Consider the following 17,577-nt stretch of genomic DNA (forward strand, 5'->3'; position numbering starts at 1 on the left):
CGACTTATTGCTCGCCCAAGCTGTCAGCAAAATGCACACCATCGGTTCGAAACGATTGGCGGTATTTTCGTGGTGACATTTTATAGACGCGTTTGAATGCTTGGCTAAAGGTACTATCGGAGGCATAACCCACTAACTCACTGATACGGCTGATGCTATTTTCTTGTAGCCGTAAATACCGCGCGGCAAGACGAAGTCGATAGTCGGTTAAATAAGTTAACGGCGGCACCCCCACTACCTCACGAAAATGCTCGGCAAAACTACTGCGTGACATCCCGGCGACTTCAGCTAACTTATGAATGGTCCAATTGGTCTCGGGTCGATCATGCATGACTGCCAACGCCTTGGCAAGGTAAGGATCTTTCACCGCTTTTAGCCAATTATCCGTCGCTTCGGGCAAGTCTTCAATATAGCTGCGTACACACTCAATCATCAAAATACTGGCGATACGATTGATAATGGTCATTTTGCCAAGTCGGTTCTGCTCAGACTCTAATGCCAAAAATTTGACACCCAAATCAAGCATAATCATTTTTTGCTCATCGTTTGATTCGCTTTCTGGCAAAATTTTTGGTAAAGCGCTGAGTAACGGGCGCGTAATTTCTCGATCGTAATGGCACACAATTGCGACCATTTCGGTTGTTTGCGCTGGCTCATCACCTTGGCTATGAATGACCGGGTTACCCAAGTGGATAGTTTCAACAGTCTGGTTGCTTAATAACGGGGCAATGTCAATTGATGGGATATCCGATTGCCCCACACCACAAATAAGGTGTTTCTTGCCGCCTGGCACCATGACCACATCGCGCGCGTGTGCGTTGCGATATACATCATCGACCTTAATACTAATCCCACCTTTAGTAATCAAATAAAACACGATACAATCTTTTTTATCTAACTCAAACGACCACTCCCCAGTGGCGTGTATATAGTGATACTGAGTTTGATACAAATGTATATCTTCAAGCAACATACTGAGTGCATCCATGAATCTTTCCTAAGTTATTAACACAGCAATTAAAAAAAATGCAACATAAACCACAAACTAGCTAACTTACAAGTCAAACTTTGGTAATTGGACTTGAGATAAAAATTTAAAGACGTATACATAAACCGTCATCCTTATTGTCAGCCATCATATCATCTTTTACAGGCGCTGCTGGTTAAGTTTGAGTCTGTAGGGCTATTAAAATCCAGTATTGCCAGTCGCAAAAATGCTTTATTTTTCAACGATTTCAAAGGCAATGGCTTAACATATAATAACAGGTAGTGAACACTTGTTATGGGTTATACACTAGCGATATGATATTTGGGTGTCTAAACAAATAAATAAGTGAATAAATAGCTAAGCAACTAAACCTAATCAGCCAAATCAGCTATTTGGCTTTTTTTTGATTTTGATTTATTATCAATGGCTTAAATGTAGTATATAACCAATCCATTATCGCTATGAATCTATGAATGCTCATCACTTGCGTAAACAGTTACGTCAACAACGATTACGCTTATCCAAGCGCCACCGTAATCGTGCGGCTTATCAAGCACGACGAAGTTTAAACCGACTACAGCATCCTGCTTTAACTGGCAAAAACGTCAAGGTCGGGATTTTTGCAGATGCCTTTGGGGAAATGCCTACCCAACCGCTGATGGATTGGGCGAGACAGCGCGGTTATCGTATTTATTTACCTGTCGTCACTGGCAAACATCAGCCGCTGGTATTTATCCAATTTAGCCAAAAAACTTGGCGACAATCTCGCCTACCCAAACACCCGCTAGGTATGCGCCAACCTGAGAAAGGAAAAATGCTTAACGTAGCGGCGCTTGATGTATTGTTTATGCCGCTAGTGGCAGCAGATAAAATTGGCAATCGTATGGGTATGGGTGGCGGTTACTACGACCGCACCTTAGCCAAAGCTAAAAGCAAACCGCTTAAAATTGGCTGGGCTTATGATTTTCAATTGGTTGAAAAACTTGACAGCAATCCTTGGGATATCAAGCTTGATGCCTTAATCACGCCGAGTAAACTATGGTTATTTAGACGCTATTTGGTGGAACAATCCCATGCAAAAAAATGACAACTCCCTGTTTCAACATGTGGTGATGACCTCACCTGCCATAACCGACAATGATGCTGATATTGAGATTAATATTGATAGCGATACCCATACCGACACTAGCCAAGTCCATCAACCCTTATACCCATCAAGCGGTGAATTAAGCAATTCAGAAATTGCCAGTGTCATGAATCCCGCTAGGTTAACGCAACTTTTAACCCAAGCTGATGCCTTTACCCGAGTGAATTCTGAAGACTTGGACGACTTTTAGATATATATAAATTAGACACGCATAAATTAGAGACATATAAACTAGCCTAAAAAATTAGCTAAGGATACATCAATATCACAGCGGCATTAGGCTAAGTCTAGGATTGCAGTGGTTATTTTTAGCACTTTGTTATCATTTTATCGCACTCGGTTCGTTGTTTTTTCCCCCTTTGAATCACTAGCCTTGCAATTTTTTGCATTGACGCCATTTATATTTTTAAGTCTATCAGCAAGCCATCATTTGCTCACAAATGGTCAGTTGCTTGTTGTGTTATTTAAGGGGACATAGTATATGCAAGATGATGTTTTAATGACAAATCCAGAATCATCTGAGTCGCAAGAATTCACGACGCTACCATTGTTAGCTTTACGTGACGTTGTGGTATATCCACAAATGCAAATTGCTTTATTTGTGGGTCGCGCACCTTCAGTCAAAGCAGTCGAGCTTGCGCAAAACGAATTTGACAATAAAGTATTAGTGGTGGCACAAAAAGACTCACTATCTGAAGACATTGATGCCAGTAATCTATTTGAATATGGTACGGTGTGCCGTGTCGTCAATACCATGCCACATGAAAATGACGAAAATTGCATCAAAGTGCTGATTGAAGGTCTGTACCGTGCCAAATTGGTCGACATTCAAGACACTGATGAGGAAGAAGCGGTATTACTTGCCGATTTTGAAAAAGCGCCCATCACCGTGAATATGACCGCTAAAACGCAAAAATCGCACAAAGAAGCGTTAGTTGCTTTGTTTAGCAAATATGCGGAGAATCGCCTACGTAACTCACGCGAGTTGATTCGTGTGGCAGAGCGCATCACCCAACTTGAAGAGCTAGTCTATTTCATTGCGACGCGTGTCTCACTCAATTTATCGATTAAACAAAACTTTTTGGAAGTCGATGATTTGACTGCGCATATCAAAGCGTTGTCAGACTATTTGATTCAGCAAAGTGCCGAGCACAATATCGAGCAAGAATTACAAGAAGCGGTTCGTCGCCAGATGGAAAACAACCAGCGCGAGTATTTCTTAAATGAAAAAATGAAAGCGATAAAATCTGAGCTTTCTGACCTTCATGAAGAACGCGGTGAAAATTATGAAGATGACGACATTGCTGAGCTAGAGAAACGTTTAGCGGAAGCCGATTTGCCAGAAGCGGTGCGTAAAAAAGCAGAAAATGAGTTTCGTAAACTCAAAACCATGCCCGCTGCCTCTTCTGAATCATCAGTCGTACGTAACTATGTCGAGTGGATTTTAGATACGCCTTGGAACAAAACCAGTGATGTTTCAATCGACCTTAACAAAGCCCACGACGTGCTTGACACTGACCATTATGGTTTACAAGACGTGAAAGACCGCATCTTGGAGTTCTTGGCAGTGCAATCTCGCGTGGATACCTTAAAAGGTCCGATTCTCTGCTTGGTAGGTCCGCCTGGGGTGGGTAAAACTTCCTTGGGTGAATCCATTGCCCGTGCCACAGGTCGTGAGTTTATCCGTATGGCATTGGGCGGCGTGCGAGATGAAGCTGAAATCCGTGGACATCGACGTACCTATATCGGTGCTATGCCAGGTAAAATCGTACAATCACTCTCAAAAGTGGGCGTGAAAAATCCGCTATTCTTACTCGATGAAATCGATAAAATGGCGCAAGATTTTCGTGGTGACCCTGCTTCAGCATTGCTTGAAGTGTTAGACCCCTCGCAAAATCATAGCTTTAACGATCACTACTTGGATATGGATTTAGACTTATCACAAGTGATGTTTATCTGTACCGCTAATAGTATGGATATCCCACCTGCGCTACTTGACCGTATGGAGGTGATTCGTCTGCCCGGCTATACCGAAGATGAAAAAATCAGCATCGCGGATAAATACTTAGTACCAAAAGCCATCAAGCAAAATGGCTTAAGTGATACTGAAATTGATATCACCGATGAGGCACTCAAAGCGATTGTACAACGCTATACCCGTGAAGCAGGTGTGCGTAACCTTGAACGTGAAATCAACAAAATCGCCCGCAAAGTGGTAAAACAAAATGTTGAATCATCGGGCAAAGACAAAGCGGAAGATAAAACCGCGGCACACAAATTAACGGTCGATAGTTCAAATGTCGCTGATTACTTGGGTGTGTACCAATTCGATTATGGCTTGGCGGAGCAAGAACCTGAAGTCGGTCGCGTCACAGGTTTGGCTTGGACACAAGTCGGTGGTGAGCTGTTGACCATTGAAGCGGTTGCGGTGCAAGGTAAAGGTGAACTGAGTTTTACAGGTTCACTAGGCGATGTGATGAAAGAGTCAATTCGTGCGGCGATGACGGTGGTTCGTGCCCGTGCTGATAGCTTAGGCGTCAGCTATGATAAGCTCAAAGGCACAGATATACACGTGCATATGCCAGAAGGTGCGACTCCCAAAGACGGTCCATCTGCCGGTATTGCGTTAACGCTTGCGTTAGCCTCTGCGATGACAGGTATTGCCATTCGCCCCGATATTGCCATGACAGGCGAAGTGACTTTGCGTGGCAAAGTGCTGCGTATCGGTGGCTTGAAAGAAAAACTGCTTGCAGCGCATCGTGGCGGTATCAAACACGTGTTGATTCCAAAATCCAATGAGCGTGACTTGGTTGATATTCCTGACAATGTCAAACAAGGCTTAAGCATCCAGCCAGTAGAAACGATTGATGAAGTATTTAAAGCCGCATTGGTATCACAGCCAGTGGCGTTAAAACCCAATCAATTGCCGGTCGATGCCAGTGACATTAGTTTAAAAAGCTAGTCTAAAAAGCTATTTTAAAGAGCTAGTTTAAAAAGCTAAGCTGCCACTGAAGTAAAAACTGAAATAAATAATAATGAAGTACAAAAAAAGCTGAGATTGATTCTCAGCTTTTTTTATGATGGCAAAAATTATTCCACCGATTTTTCCCGTGGCAAATCACCTTCTTGAGAAGCTGATGCCATGTCTTTATCCAACTCATAGAAGCTTTGGTTATCCGCCTTATCTTTTGATGCCAAGGCAAATTTATCACGTAGGTTATTGATTAATGCTTCTTCTTCGATTTGTTCTTTGACAAACCATTGTAAGAAATTAAACGTTGCCCAATCGCGCTCTGCCATGGCTTGGTCCACAAGTGCATAGATTTTTTTTGAGTTTTCTAACTCATGTTGCCAGACATCTTCGATACAGGTTTCAAGACTGACAGGGTTGTCACGCGGTGCGGGAATCGCTTCAATTTTAGCTTCGCCACCACGCTCGTTGATATAAGCTAAAAACTTGAACATATGATTACGTTCTTCAGCCGAATGCTTGTAGAAAAAATCTGCAATACCTGGATAATTGTTCACTTCCGCCCAACTGCCTAGCGCAATATATGCCTGCGCTTGTGTGGCTTCTTCCATCATTTGCTTGTTTAACGCTTGTTCCATTGCGTCTGAAATACGTTTATCGTTTGACATATTATTTTCCTCGGATGATTTTTTTTGTGGCTAATTTTATAAGATGGCTAATCTTGACTAGACAACGTTATCACATGAGTTATCTCATGATTGGCTACCAAGATTGGCTATATAATTGTTAAGGATAAAACAGAGCATTACCAACACTATTGCCGTTGTTTGCCGTTGTTTGCCGTTAATTGCATTGGTAATGACGCTCACAGTATAGATAAAAAGCTGGCAATAAACAGGATTTTTTACTCAATTTAGCTGAAAGATACACAAGCCTTTAACATAAAAATGCCGGGTAAAATGCGCAAGGTTACCCCAAATTTTTCCTCGCTATTCAATCGCTTTGTTTTGCGTTGCTAACCAACTAAACACACAATTAAGCCCCATTAAAATGGTTAAAAATCCCATCGATAGTGTCCAAGTATGACTCAAGTCTTTAAGCCACCCTGTCACAATCGGACCGGTTATGGCGATGCTATAACCCACGGTTTGTGCCATCCCTGACAGTTCAGCGGCTTGTTGACTATCCTTTGATTTTAAGGTAAAAATCATCATGCATAAGGTAAAAATCACCCCACATCCAAAGCCTGATGCAATACTCCAAACCCATACCCAGCCTTGTAAGGGCAAAAACCCAAAGCCAAATATACCCACCAAGTTTCCCACTGCGGCAAGTAACGCTAACGTGCGTAAATTCCACTGACTAGAGACCCATTTGGTCAACAGTAAAATCGAAGGAAAAGCGACCAATTGAAACACCATGCCCACGTTGCCTGCTTGCGCTTTGCTCAGCCCTTTATCAATGAGTAACGACGGTAAAAAACTGGCGAGCGTATAATAAAGTAGTGATTGCAAACCCATAAACGCACTAATCCACCACGCCATCGGGATTTTCCAGACTGATTTTCGGCTTGGTCGTCCTGCTTCGGCAACCGCTTGATTAATGACTTGAGCATCATGGGTGCTAATTTTTTGCCGTAACCGCAAATGGGCGACTATTAGCCAAGCTGCTACCGCTGCCACAGATACCCAGCCCCATACCCCCAGTGCAAATTGCCAGCTGGACAAGCTGACAAGCCACATTGCAATGCCTGAAGCAAAGCCAGCAAACACCGACAAAAACATCGAATAGCTTCCCATCACAAGCCCAATGTGATTGGGGGTGTATTTTTTGATGACGGCAGGGATTAACACATTGCCGAGTGAAATCGCCAACGATAGCAGCACCGTGCCCGCTAGCAAAAACCCTAATTGCGGATGCGCCACTCGCACAAAGATACCGATAGCAAGCAAACTGGTTGCCAAAATCATGGTGTTTTCTAAGCCAATACGCCGTGACAGCATAGGCGCAACAAACGAACTCGATGCAAATGCCATGACAGGAATCGTACCAATCAAACCAATGGTTTTGGTCGTTAACCCCAAATCCTGCTGAACCAGTTTTGCTACCGCACCAAATCCAATAATCGGCGCGCGCATATTGATAGCGAGCAGTAAAATGGCAATGACTACCGTGACAATCAATGCCTTGCTCGGGGCAGTCGCCACCGGCATCTGAGACGCATTAGCAGCAGGGTGAATATTGGACTCGCTCGATTGCGACGCTGAGAATTTCATACATCTTCCAAAGTTTTAACTAGGTAACTTATTATCAAGAATGATTTAATAAGCTTGAGCTAAGGTGCTTGGTTTAACAGGCTTGATTTAAAAGGTTATCTTTTAACACATTCGTCAAGCCAGCGCACGGTTTATTCACATAACGGCTAAAAATTCACTGTCTATCCGTCTTGCTCAACCGTTAGCCCAAATTTTATGAGATCAGTGGGCTGCGGTAGATAAATTTTTAGCCAATTTATGCTACTATGTATTGTTTGTGCCAGCCTTTGGCGCATTGGTTTGGTAACTTGATTTGGTAAATTGACTTAGCAAATTGACTGGCCACATTGATTTAACACATTGATTATCTTGTAAGGATTTGTCATGGTGGATACGCTTACTTCAAACGCAGATGCAACGCCCGAAATTAACACTCGACTGTGGAGCACCTTGATTCGCAACCTAACGCCCTACACACCGGGTGAACAGCCCAAGCATGACAATCTGTGTAAGCTTAATACCAATGAAAACCCTTTTCCACCCTCTCCCAAAGTCGCTGAAGCCATCGCACAAGTTTTGCTCAATCAAGCCGATCATTTAAAGCGTTACCCTGCCCCAGAATCGGATGAACTACGTGCGGTAATGGCACAAGTTTATCAGGTAGCCCCCAATCAAATTTTTGTCGGTAATGGCTCTGATGAAGTTTTGGCGCATATTTTTGCTTGTTTTTTTGTCAAAGACCGTTCGGTATTAACCCCTGATATTGGTTACAGTTTTTATCCTGTGTATGCCGATACTTTCCATGTGGATTTGGTGACCATTGCGCTCAAAGCCGATTTTAGCATTGATGTTGATGACTATCGCCGCCCTTGCAGTGGTATTATTATTGCCAATCCCAATGCGCCAACTGGCGTGCTTTTGCCGCTGGCGGATATCGAAAAACTCCTTCAAGAACATCGCAATGCGGTCATTGTGATTGATGAAGCGTATATTGATTTTGCAGACACACCCAATGCCTCTGCCGTCAGTTTGATTGATAAATATGATAACCTAGTGGTGACCCAAACCTTTTCAAAGTCTCGCTCGTTAGCAGGGCTGCGTGTCGGCATGGCGTTTGCCAATCACTCACTCATTGAAGCATTAAATCGCTATAAAAATAGTTTTAACAGCTATCCCCTAGATCGCCTTGCCCAAGCAGGTGCAGTTGCCAGCTTACAAGATAACGATTATTTTGTTGCCTGCAACCAAAAAGTCATCGCACTACGCCATGATGTCACGCAAGCTTTGACCCAATTAGGCTTTACTGTCTTGCCTTCACAAGCCAACTTTGTGTTTGCCAAACCACCTGCTTTAATGGGGGAAACCATACAGGTATTTGAGAAACTGCGGGCGCAAGGGGTGATTGTTCGTCATTTTAACAAACCAAAAATTAGCGATTATTTGCGTATCACCATCGGTACGGCAGAACAAAATCAGCGCTTACTAGATACCTTAACAAATTTGGTTTGACCGCTGTGAGTGACCCTAGCATGCAGTTTTTTATCAAATGCCAAAATATCGAGACAGGCGAGGTGGTGACTTATCGCTTTGCTCATCAAGCACAGTTATTGGCATTTAGCCAAAAACTGGGTCGCAAAAAATTGGCGATTGTGGATACCCATATCGCCTTTTATGATATTGAGCTAGTGTTTAATCCATTTGAGGACGAAAGCGTGCCCATCAGTGCAGCTGAACTCAATACCGCACTTGATGGCAAATTTTGTTAACCGTCATTTTGCAAAATTTTTAGTAAATTTCCTACTTTATCAAAACATTCTTGGTATTCTGCATCACAGTCTGACGCAATCGTGATGCCGCCGCCTGCCCACAGACTGACATTACTATCTGAAGCTTGTAGCGTACGAATCAGCACATTCCATTGCCCTGTGCCATCAAAATTGAGATACCCCATGGTACCACAGTAAGCCCCGCGCGGTTTGGCTTCCAATTCATTGATGATTTCTACCGCGCGCTTTTTGGGTGTACCAGTGATTGAGCCCGCGGGCAGACTTTCAAGCAATACCGTCCAAGGGCTGATGTTATCTTTGAGGGTGGCGGTGATAGTGCTCACCATATGGTGCACATTGCTAAAACTTTCGATATCAAACAGTTTTGGAACTTTTACCGTTCCAGTCTTGGCATATTTTCCCAAATCATTGCGCAGCAAATCGACAATCATGACATTTTCGGCGATGTCTTTTTCGCTACGGGCAAGTTCATTTTTATTGGCTTGGTCAGCGGCTACATTTTGTCCACGTGGGCGTGTACCTTTTATCGGTTTGGTAATGATGCAATTTTCGCCTTGGGCATTGTTGGCAAAAGTAAAAAATAACTCGGGCGAGCAGCTTAGTAGTTCAAAATTGTTTAACCCAAGATAGCCTGCAAACGGGGCGTTAGTCGAGTAATGCAAGCTTGGTAGATAATCCACCAACTGCTGATTGGACAACTGACCTTGCCAGCACTGAGTAAGATTAATTTGGTAGCAATCGCCTGCTGTTAGGTAGTCTTGGACTTTGTAAAAGGCTTGCTTATACGCAGATTTTTGCCATAAAGGTAACAAGCTAAGCGGCTTTGGTGTAGGAAGCTGGGCGTCACTGACTAAATCATTTAGCCAGTTTTCGATATTGACGGCTTGCGCCATGGCTTCCTCAGTGGTGGTATGTAAATGCCACTTCCCGTATTGATAGGTCAAATAAATATCATAATGTCCCAAAAATAGCTGCGGCTGATTGGGCGTTAAGTAACTGGCTTCCCCGTGAGTTGCACTTGCTACATGGTTTGTATTTGCTAAATGATGCGCTGATAAATCGTAGCTAATAAACCCCATCAACCCATCTTGGTAGCCTACATTAGCCGTATGTTGGCTAGCAGACTGTTTAAGTGATAGCTGCTGATAAGCCTCAAGCACAGCCGTTAATTCACCAATATCAACACCCTTAGCTGCTCTATTGGTGGCAGTATCAGCCCCAGTATTAATCACGCTATCACAGTAACCAACATCATCGAATGAGCAATTTTGACGTTGCTTTTGGCTAAGCTGATACAGCTGATTTTGAGAATGTATTTCAAAAATTGTTTTTGGCAATAAACCGATAACATTTTGACCCTCGTTATTGAGCCAAATCGGATAGATTGCATGATTATTTGTCGTATTAAACTGCTGTAACAGGGTGATGAGTTGAGAGGGCACAAGATGTTGTAAACTTGGCATTGGGTACATGCTTTACCTTTATGATTATATTTAGCGTCAAAAAAGCGATGACAATCGGGTAACTGTCATCGCCTATTTTTATCAATTATGACGGTCCATCAATATTTATTCAACAAACTTTTTGATGATTAAACTTGCATTGGTACCACCAAAGCCAAAGCTATTGGTCATAATCGTATTAAGATTTGCATCCCGTTTCTCACGCACAATATCAAAATCTTTAGCTTTTTCATCCAAGTTTTCGATATTGATATTGGGCGCAATAAAGCCTTGATTGAGCATCAATAAACAATAAATCAATTCTTGCACGCCCACCGCACCCAAACTATGACCTGTCATTGATTTGGTTGAGCTAATGGGAGGCAAATCACCAGCAAACACTTGGCGAATTGCTTCAAGCTCAGTAATATCCCCTATTGGGGTGCTAGTACCATGAGTGTTAATATAGTCAACGGAATTTAAGCCCGCTTGTTTAAGCGCCTGTTTCATACAGTTGACCGCACCTACCCCACTGGGTGCCACCATATCTGCCCCATCAGAGCTTGCACCATAGCCAACAATCTCTGCCAAAATAGTCGCACCGCGTTGTTTAGCAGAGTCTAGGCTCTCAACCACGACCATACCGCCACCGCCTGCAATCACAAAGCCGTCTCGATCTGCATCGTAAGGGCGACTGGCGAGTTGCGGCTTGTCATTATACTGTGTACTCATCGCGCCCATACCATCAAACATACAAGATTGTGTCCAGTCTTCTTGCTCGCCGCCGCCTGCAATCACGATGTCTTGCTTACCCAATTGAATCAGCTCCATGGCATGACCCACACAATGCGTTGAGGTCGCGCAAGCTGAGGCAATAGAGTAGCTAACCCCGCCAATCTTTAACCCCGTTGCAACGCTGGCTGATACCGTACTTGCCATGGTTTTTGGCACTGCCATCGCGCCGACACCGCGCAAGCCTTTTTCGCGCATTGCATCGACCGCTGCCGCCACATCGGCACTCGATGCCCCACCTGAGCCTGCTACCACCCCGATATTGGTATTGTGAGCAATATCTGTTAATGACAATCCTGCTTGCTTGATTGCTTGTAGCGCACTTAGATAGGCGTATAAACTGGCTTTTGACAAGAACCGTTTAAGTTTGCGATCGATATGCGAGGTATCTAGGCTATCGTCATCAATACTACCTGAGACACAGGCTTTAAAGCCTTTTTCTTGATAAATTGGATTAAATACCAAGCCCGATTTGCCTTGCTGTAGCGATTCGCTGACTGTGGCTAAGTTATTACCAATACACGAGATAAGTCCTGCCCCTGTGATTACAACGCGCTGCATATACCATTCCTTTTGGTTTAATCAATTGATGATAAATATCACGCTATTGTACCCCTCTGGATTTCACCTGCCTAGTTTTTCCCCAAAAATGTTACAAAATATTTCTTACGGCACAGCTATTTATCACGTTTACAGTTAATTATCTTGTCTTTACCAAAACTCGATATATGCGAAACACTCAAACAAATCGGCAAACGATATCATTGTGTAACGTCTCTTTACGCATTAAAGTTGAAAAGTGCGGTCACTTTCTTTACGCTGTTCAACTAAAGCATTATTTTCCAATAAAAAGCATAATATTAAGGATAACTCTCATGTCAGCCTCTACTTCTATTAGCCGCCGTGTCTTTGAAGCGCTGGGTAACAAATTAGCACAACTGAGCGCAAAAGATACGATACAAACCAAACCCCTAGCAGATATTGATTTTGATAGCCTTCAACAAGCCTTATCAAACGATAAAAACGCGTTTCATGAGCATATTCCCAAACTATCAAAAAAACTACTTGGTAAAACCCCATTTGGCAGCTATACCAAAATGGCGACCTCAATAATCCCCAAGACAAGTTTTGATAAAGCAACGGATGCGGTTTTTTCCCAAGTCGGTAAACTGGCGCAAAATTGGGCGAATTTTGATTTGGCGCGTGATGCGCGTTTTAAAGACACTTTGGTTGCTAGTGAGCGACAAGCCCTAGCCCGCAGTATTGGCGATCAAAACCGTGTTTTAGCCACGCTAGGTGGACTTAGTAACTTGGCGGGTTTACCCGGTATTTTGGTAGATACAATGTGGTTGTTGGCGGTGTGTTTGCGGACGATTTTCCAAATCAGTGCAATCTATGACCGTCCGTTGACGGGACAACAAGGTATCGCCATCGCTTATGAAATTTTAGCTAAAGTGGATCTCAATAAATTGCAAGAAAAGCAAACTTTGCTGGCAGGCTTGGGTATATTTGAAGCGATGACCGACCAGTCGATTGAAGAGTATAGAACGGCAGTACTTGCCGAAGAAGACAGCCAATCAGCGATGGGCATATTAACCAAACTAGAAGAACTATCGACGCAGTTTAATATTAACATTGAGCAGTTTAATTTCGGTTTTTTACATAAAGTCATTCCACTCACTGCGGTTGGTTTGGGTACGGCTTACAACAATATTATTATCAATGAAGTGATTGAAATTGCGATGTCGGTATTTGCCCCCGCGCCAAAGTTGACCCATATGACTGAAGAATAATTTTGCGCTCATATAACAAGGTAAAAGCTAGCTGTCTGGCTTTTGCCTTTTTTATTAGTTTTAGCTAGTGCTTATTAATTTAAGGCTAGTTACGATAAAGTTCGTTACTTTAAGTCATGTTACACAAACTTTTACACAACCCGTCAGCAACGTCACATTTTTAGTTATCAATATCAACGTTATTCACCAAATCTAAAAAGACCAATCCGCTTAAATTTGGCAAAATAGATTTAACAACGGATGACAAGCTTAATAACTAATAACGATAATAACCCCAATAAATAAAAGTAAAATGTCAGTACATCACGTTGTTAGTTTAAAAAAAATTATAAAAAAAATAAGAAATTTAAAAGTACAATTATTTAAAATTATCGTCATTAAATTGAATTTTTTGCAATCATTGAATAATAACAATAAGTAATAAATGAGCTAGAACCAATGCGTTGACTTTTAACCGATAATTTATTTAAGGTTTTCAAAGTTAACGCATTGGTTCTTTTAGTTTTAGTCTTTTTTATTTTAGTCTATTGTGATGTATATTCACAGTGTGTTAGATACTCTGTGCTCGATAAGCACGATGTTTGATAGTTTACCTTCCCCTACTTTTCTGAAATTTTTCTAAAAATCCCCATTTACATTATCCATCTGTATTTTCTAGGTGATTTTTTAGTTGATAAAACCAACAAAAATCTCTATAATACGCTGTCCTAAAAATAGCTTATCAGCGGTTTTTAGAGATTTTTTGACAACAAACGGGAGAGAGTGCCTTATGGCAACTACAAATCAATTAATTCGTAAAGGTCGCAATACCATTACTGAAAAATCAAAAGTGCCAGCTTTAAAAGCTTGCCCACAACGCCGTGGCGTGTGTACCCGTGTATACACTACCACACCAAAAAAACCAAACTCAGCGATGCGTAAAGTATGCCGTGTACGTTTGACGTCAGGTTTTGAAGTGTCAAGCTACATCGGTGGTGAAGGTCACAACCTACAAGAGCACAGTGTTGTACTTATCCGTGGTGGTCGTGTAAAAGATTTACCAGGTGTTCGTTACCATACAGTTCGTGGCGCACTTGACTGTGCCGGCGTAAAAGATCGTAAACAAGGCCGCTCAAAATACGGCGCAAAACGTCCTAAAGCATAATTTTAGCCGTTTTTTACCCCATTTTTTAACATTGTTTGCATAGTTGATTATAGTTTTACAATACTATGCAGTAAGGCTGGTGAAAAGCAACCGCTTAGCTACCAGACTACCCTGAATACACAAGGAAATTATCATGCCTAGACGTCGTGTCATCGCTGCCCGTGAAATCCTACCAGATCCTAAATTTGGTAGCAAAACACTTGCTAAATTCATCAATCATGTAATGGTTGACGGTAAAAAATCAGTTGCAGAATCAATCGTATACGGTGCGTTAGACCGTGTTTTAGAAAAAAACTCGGGCATTGACCCTGTACAGTTTTTTGAAGATACGTTAGAAAGAGTTCGCCCAATGGTGGAAGTAAAAGCTCGCCGTGTGGGTGGTGCTACCTACCAAGTTCCTATGGAAGTACGTCCCTCCCGTCGTACTGCATTAGCAATGCGTTGGTTAGTTGATGCGGCTGCAAAACGTTCTGAAAAATCTATGGCTTTACGTTTAGCAGGTGAATTGCTAGACGCAGCTGATGGCAAAGGTAATGCACTGAAAAAACGTGACGAAGTTCACCGTATGGCTGACGCAAACAAAGCGTTCTCACACTATCGTTTCTAATTGATACTGATTGCTATCACCTAGGTAGCAATTAGCTTATAATAAAATAGATAATATTGGGTGACTTGAAATTTGCAAATTCAGCCCAATATTGCATATTGAAAAAGAAGCTTGTCATGCATTTGTCATGGCAAGCTCTTATCATACAGCACTTATGTCAAGAGTAAGGCTTTCTTTTATCTAGTTGGTTGTCGATCTTTCAATCAAACGTTAAAACTAATTATTATTCATTTTAAGACATAACTGTTTATTGATAATGGAATAATTTTAATCTTTAGTCCTTAGGAATTAACTATGGCACGTACAACACCCTTGAATCGCTACCGTAATATCGGTATCTCTGCACATATTGATGCGGGTAAAACGACAACAACTGAACGTATTTTGTTTTATACAGGTAAAAACCATAAGCTAGGTGAAGTGCATGAAGGTGCTGCAACCATGGACTGGATGGAACAAGAGCAAGAGCGTGGTATTACTATTACCTCAGCGGCAACGACTTGTTTCTGGTCTGGTATGGGTCATCAATTCCCAGAGCATCGCATTAACATCATTGACACCCCCGGTCACGTTGACTTCACCATTGAAGTAGAACGTTCAATGCGTGTACTTGACGGTGCATGTATGGTTTACTGTGCGGTTGGTGGTGTACAGCCTCAGTCAGAAACAGTATGGCGTCAAGCAAACAAATATAAAGTACCGCGTCTTGCGTTCGTGAACAAAATGGACCGTACAGGGGCAAATTTCTTCCGCGTTGTTGACCAAGTAAAACAACGTCTTGGTGGTAACCCTGTACCTGTGGTTGTGCCAATCGGTGCAGAAGATACCTTTGAAGGGGTTGTTGACCTTCTAGAGATGAAAGCCATCATTTGGGATGTCGCTTCTCAAGGTATGAAATTTGAATACGCCGAAATTCCTGCCGACTTAGTTGATACCGTCGATGAATGGCGCAGCAACATGGTTGAGGCAGCGGCTGAATCTTCAGAAGAGTTGATGGATAAATACCTAGAAGAAGGTGATTTATCACGTGAAGATATCGTAGCAGGTTTACGTGCACGTACCCTAGCGGGCGAAATTCAACCAATGCTTTGTGGTACTGCGTTTAAAAACAAAGGCGTACAACGTATGCTTGACGCGGTTATCGAATTCTTACCAGCACCAAATGACGTTGATGCGATCAAAGGTGTGTTAGATGACAAAGCCGAAACTGAAGCGACTCGTGAATCATCGGATGATGCACCATTTGCTGGTCTTGCGTTCAAAATTATGAATGACAAATACGTGGGTAACTTAACCTTCGTACGTGTTTATTCAGGTGTTGCTAAACAAGGTGACTCTGTTTATAACCCAGTGAAAATGAAACGTGAGCGTATTGGCCGTATCGTTGAGATGCACGCTAACTCACAAAAAGAAGTGGATGAAGTTCGTGCAGGTGACATCGTTGCATTTGTAGGTCTAAAAGATGTAACCACAGGTGATACGCTATGTGACGAAAACAATATCATTACGCTTGAGCGCATGGAATTCCCAGATCCTGTTATTTCATTGGCAGTGGAACCAAAAACCAAAGCTGACCAAGAAAAAATGTCAATCGCGCTTAACCGTTTGGCAAAAGAAGACCCGTCATTTCGTGTTCACACCGATGAGGAATCTGGTCAGACTATCATCAGCGGTATGGGTGAGCTGCACTTAGAAATTCTTGTTGACCGTATGAAACGTGAGTTTAGCGTTGAAGCCAACGTAGGTGCACCACAAGTAGCTTACCGTGAAACGATTCGTAACACCGTTGAGCAAGAAGGTAAATTCGTACGCCAAACTGGTGGTCGTGGTAAATTCGGTCACGTATGGTTACGTCTTGAGCCACTTGACACGGCTGATGGCAAAGAATATGAATTTGCTGAAGAAGTGGTTGGTGGTGTGGTACCAAAAGAGTACTTTGGTGCGGTAGACAAAGGTATTCAAGAACGTATGAAAAATGGTGTTCTTGCAGGTTACCCAGTCGTTGGTATTAAAGCAACACTGTATGATGGTTCATACCATGACGTTGACTCAGATGAGTTGTCGTTCAAAATGGCAGGTTCTATGGCCTTCCGTAAAGGCTTTATGAATGCAAACCCTGTTCTACTTGAGCCAGTTATGAAAGTAGAAGTTGAGACACCGGAAGACTACATGGGTGATATCATGGGTGACTTAAACCGTCGCCGTGGTATGGTGCAAGGTATGGATGATATGTTTGGCGGCGTTAAACAAATCCGTGCGGAAGTACCACTAGCCGAGATGTTTGGTTATGCAACCCAATTACGCTCAATGTCTCAAGGTCGTGCAACCTACTCAATGGAGTTTGCAAAATACGCTGAGACACCACGTAACGTTGCTGATGAAATCATCAAAAAATTCACTCATAAAGATGATGACGAATAAATTTGATGGGCAATTTGATGGTTAAACCCAATCAAATTCTTCTATCCTATTCGACACTGAAAAAAATTATAAGTTAGCTAATTTGACCTGTTAAATTTAATGGGTCAAATTTTCATAACCTATAAGCGTTGATAATAAAGTAAATGACCTAAGACATTGGGTTAATATTAACAAAAGAGGATTAAATTATGGCAAAGGCCAAGTTTGAACGTACTAAACCACACGTTAAC

At 42.3% G+C, this 17,577-nt stretch carries 14 protein-coding genes; 9 read left to right on the top strand and 5 right to left on the bottom strand.

Annotated features, from left to right (window positions below; genetic code table 11):
• Positions 1 to 4: 4 nt before the first annotated feature.
• Entirely contained in the window at positions 5 to 988 is a 984-nt protein-coding gene (locus tag RTS10_RS10575) for an AraC family transcriptional regulator (protein WP_312540273.1), read from the bottom strand.
• 469 nt (positions 989 to 1,457) lie between these two features.
• Here RTS10_RS10575 and RTS10_RS10580 point away from each other — a divergent pair, with 469 nt between their 5' ends.
• The 3 genes from RTS10_RS10580 to lon all read left to right on the top strand — a co-directional run bounded on the left by RTS10_RS10580 (position 1,458) and on the right by lon (position 5,097).
• Complete coding sequence (locus RTS10_RS10580) at positions 1,458 to 2,075, top strand: 5-formyltetrahydrofolate cyclo-ligase (protein ID WP_076774007.1); 618 nt, start codon at positions 1,458 to 1,460, stop codon at positions 2,073 to 2,075.
• Complete coding sequence (locus RTS10_RS10585) at positions 2,062 to 2,325, top strand: hypothetical protein (RefSeq protein ID WP_076774006.1); 264 nt, start codon at positions 2,062 to 2,064, stop codon at positions 2,323 to 2,325. The genes RTS10_RS10580 and RTS10_RS10585 overlap by 14 nt, the downstream gene beginning before the upstream one ends.
• Before the next feature lie 291 nt (positions 2,326 to 2,616).
• Positions 2,617 to 5,097, top strand: a complete 2,481-nt coding sequence (gene lon / locus RTS10_RS10590; protein WP_312540274.1) for an endopeptidase La — start codon at positions 2,617 to 2,619, stop codon at positions 5,095 to 5,097.
• 128 nt (positions 5,098 to 5,225) lie between these two features.
• Here the strand turns inward: lon and RTS10_RS10595 are convergent, their stop codons facing one another.
• Positions 5,226 to 5,774 (bottom strand): ferritin, encoded by a 549-nt coding sequence (locus RTS10_RS10595; RefSeq protein ID WP_060994576.1) that lies wholly within the window; start codon positions 5,772 to 5,774, stop codon positions 5,226 to 5,228.
• 321 nt (positions 5,775 to 6,095) lie between these two features.
• Entirely contained in the window at positions 6,096 to 7,382 is a 1,287-nt protein-coding gene (locus RTS10_RS10600) for an MFS transporter (protein WP_312540275.1), read from the bottom strand.
• A gap of 363 nt (positions 7,383 to 7,745) precedes the next feature.
• Between RTS10_RS10600 and hisC the strand changes: the two genes are divergently transcribed.
• Positions 7,746 to 8,870 carry a histidinol-phosphate transaminase gene (hisC, locus tag RTS10_RS10605; RefSeq protein ID WP_219331568.1) on the top strand — a complete coding sequence of 375 codons (1,125 nt, stop codon included), beginning with the start codon at positions 7,746 to 7,748 and terminating at the stop codon, positions 8,868 to 8,870.
• 20 nt (positions 8,871 to 8,890) lie between these two features.
• Positions 8,891 to 9,127, top strand: coding sequence for a hypothetical protein (locus RTS10_RS10610; RefSeq protein ID WP_227716800.1), 237 nt, complete (start codon positions 8,891 to 8,893; stop codon positions 9,125 to 9,127).
• Here RTS10_RS10610 and RTS10_RS10615 read toward each other — a convergent pair.
• Both RTS10_RS10615 and RTS10_RS10620 read right to left on the bottom strand, forming a co-directional pair.
• Complete coding sequence (locus RTS10_RS10615; protein ID WP_312540277.1) at positions 9,124 to 10,611, bottom strand: anthranilate synthase component I family protein; 1,488 nt, start codon at positions 10,609 to 10,611, stop codon at positions 9,124 to 9,126. The two genes, RTS10_RS10610 and RTS10_RS10615, sit on opposite strands and share 4 nt — an antisense overlap.
• Positions 10,612 to 10,716: 105 nt before the next feature.
• Entirely contained in the window at positions 10,717 to 11,943 is a 1,227-nt protein-coding gene (locus tag RTS10_RS10620; RefSeq protein ID WP_312540278.1) for a beta-ketoacyl synthase N-terminal-like domain-containing protein, read from the bottom strand.
• 314 nt (positions 11,944 to 12,257) lie between these two features.
• On the opposite strand from RTS10_RS10620, the gene RTS10_RS10625 reads away from it, so the two are divergent.
• The 4 genes from RTS10_RS10625 (at position 12,258) to fusA (ending at position 17,347) form a co-directional block, all read left to right on the top strand.
• Positions 12,258 to 13,175, top strand: coding sequence for an EcsC family protein (locus RTS10_RS10625; RefSeq protein ID WP_312540279.1), 918 nt, complete (start codon positions 12,258 to 12,260; stop codon positions 13,173 to 13,175).
• A gap of 769 nt (positions 13,176 to 13,944) precedes the next feature.
• Complete coding sequence (gene rpsL / locus RTS10_RS10630) at positions 13,945 to 14,319, top strand: 30S ribosomal protein S12 (RefSeq protein WP_007116468.1); 375 nt, start codon at positions 13,945 to 13,947, stop codon at positions 14,317 to 14,319.
• A gap of 133 nt (positions 14,320 to 14,452) precedes the next feature.
• Positions 14,453 to 14,926, top strand: coding sequence for a 30S ribosomal protein S7 (rpsG, locus tag RTS10_RS10635; RefSeq protein ID WP_050325821.1), 474 nt, complete (start codon positions 14,453 to 14,455; stop codon positions 14,924 to 14,926).
• Between the two features lie 294 nt (positions 14,927 to 15,220).
• Positions 15,221 to 17,347, top strand: a complete 2,127-nt coding sequence (gene fusA, locus RTS10_RS10640) for an elongation factor G (protein ID WP_036590979.1) — start codon at positions 15,221 to 15,223, stop codon at positions 17,345 to 17,347.
• Positions 17,348 to 17,577: the final 230 nt, after the last annotated feature.

The organism is Moraxella sp. CTOTU47616, assembly GCF_032017465.1.
GTDB classification, from domain to species: domain Bacteria; phylum Pseudomonadota; class Gammaproteobacteria; order Pseudomonadales; family Moraxellaceae; genus Faucicola; species Faucicola tetraodonis.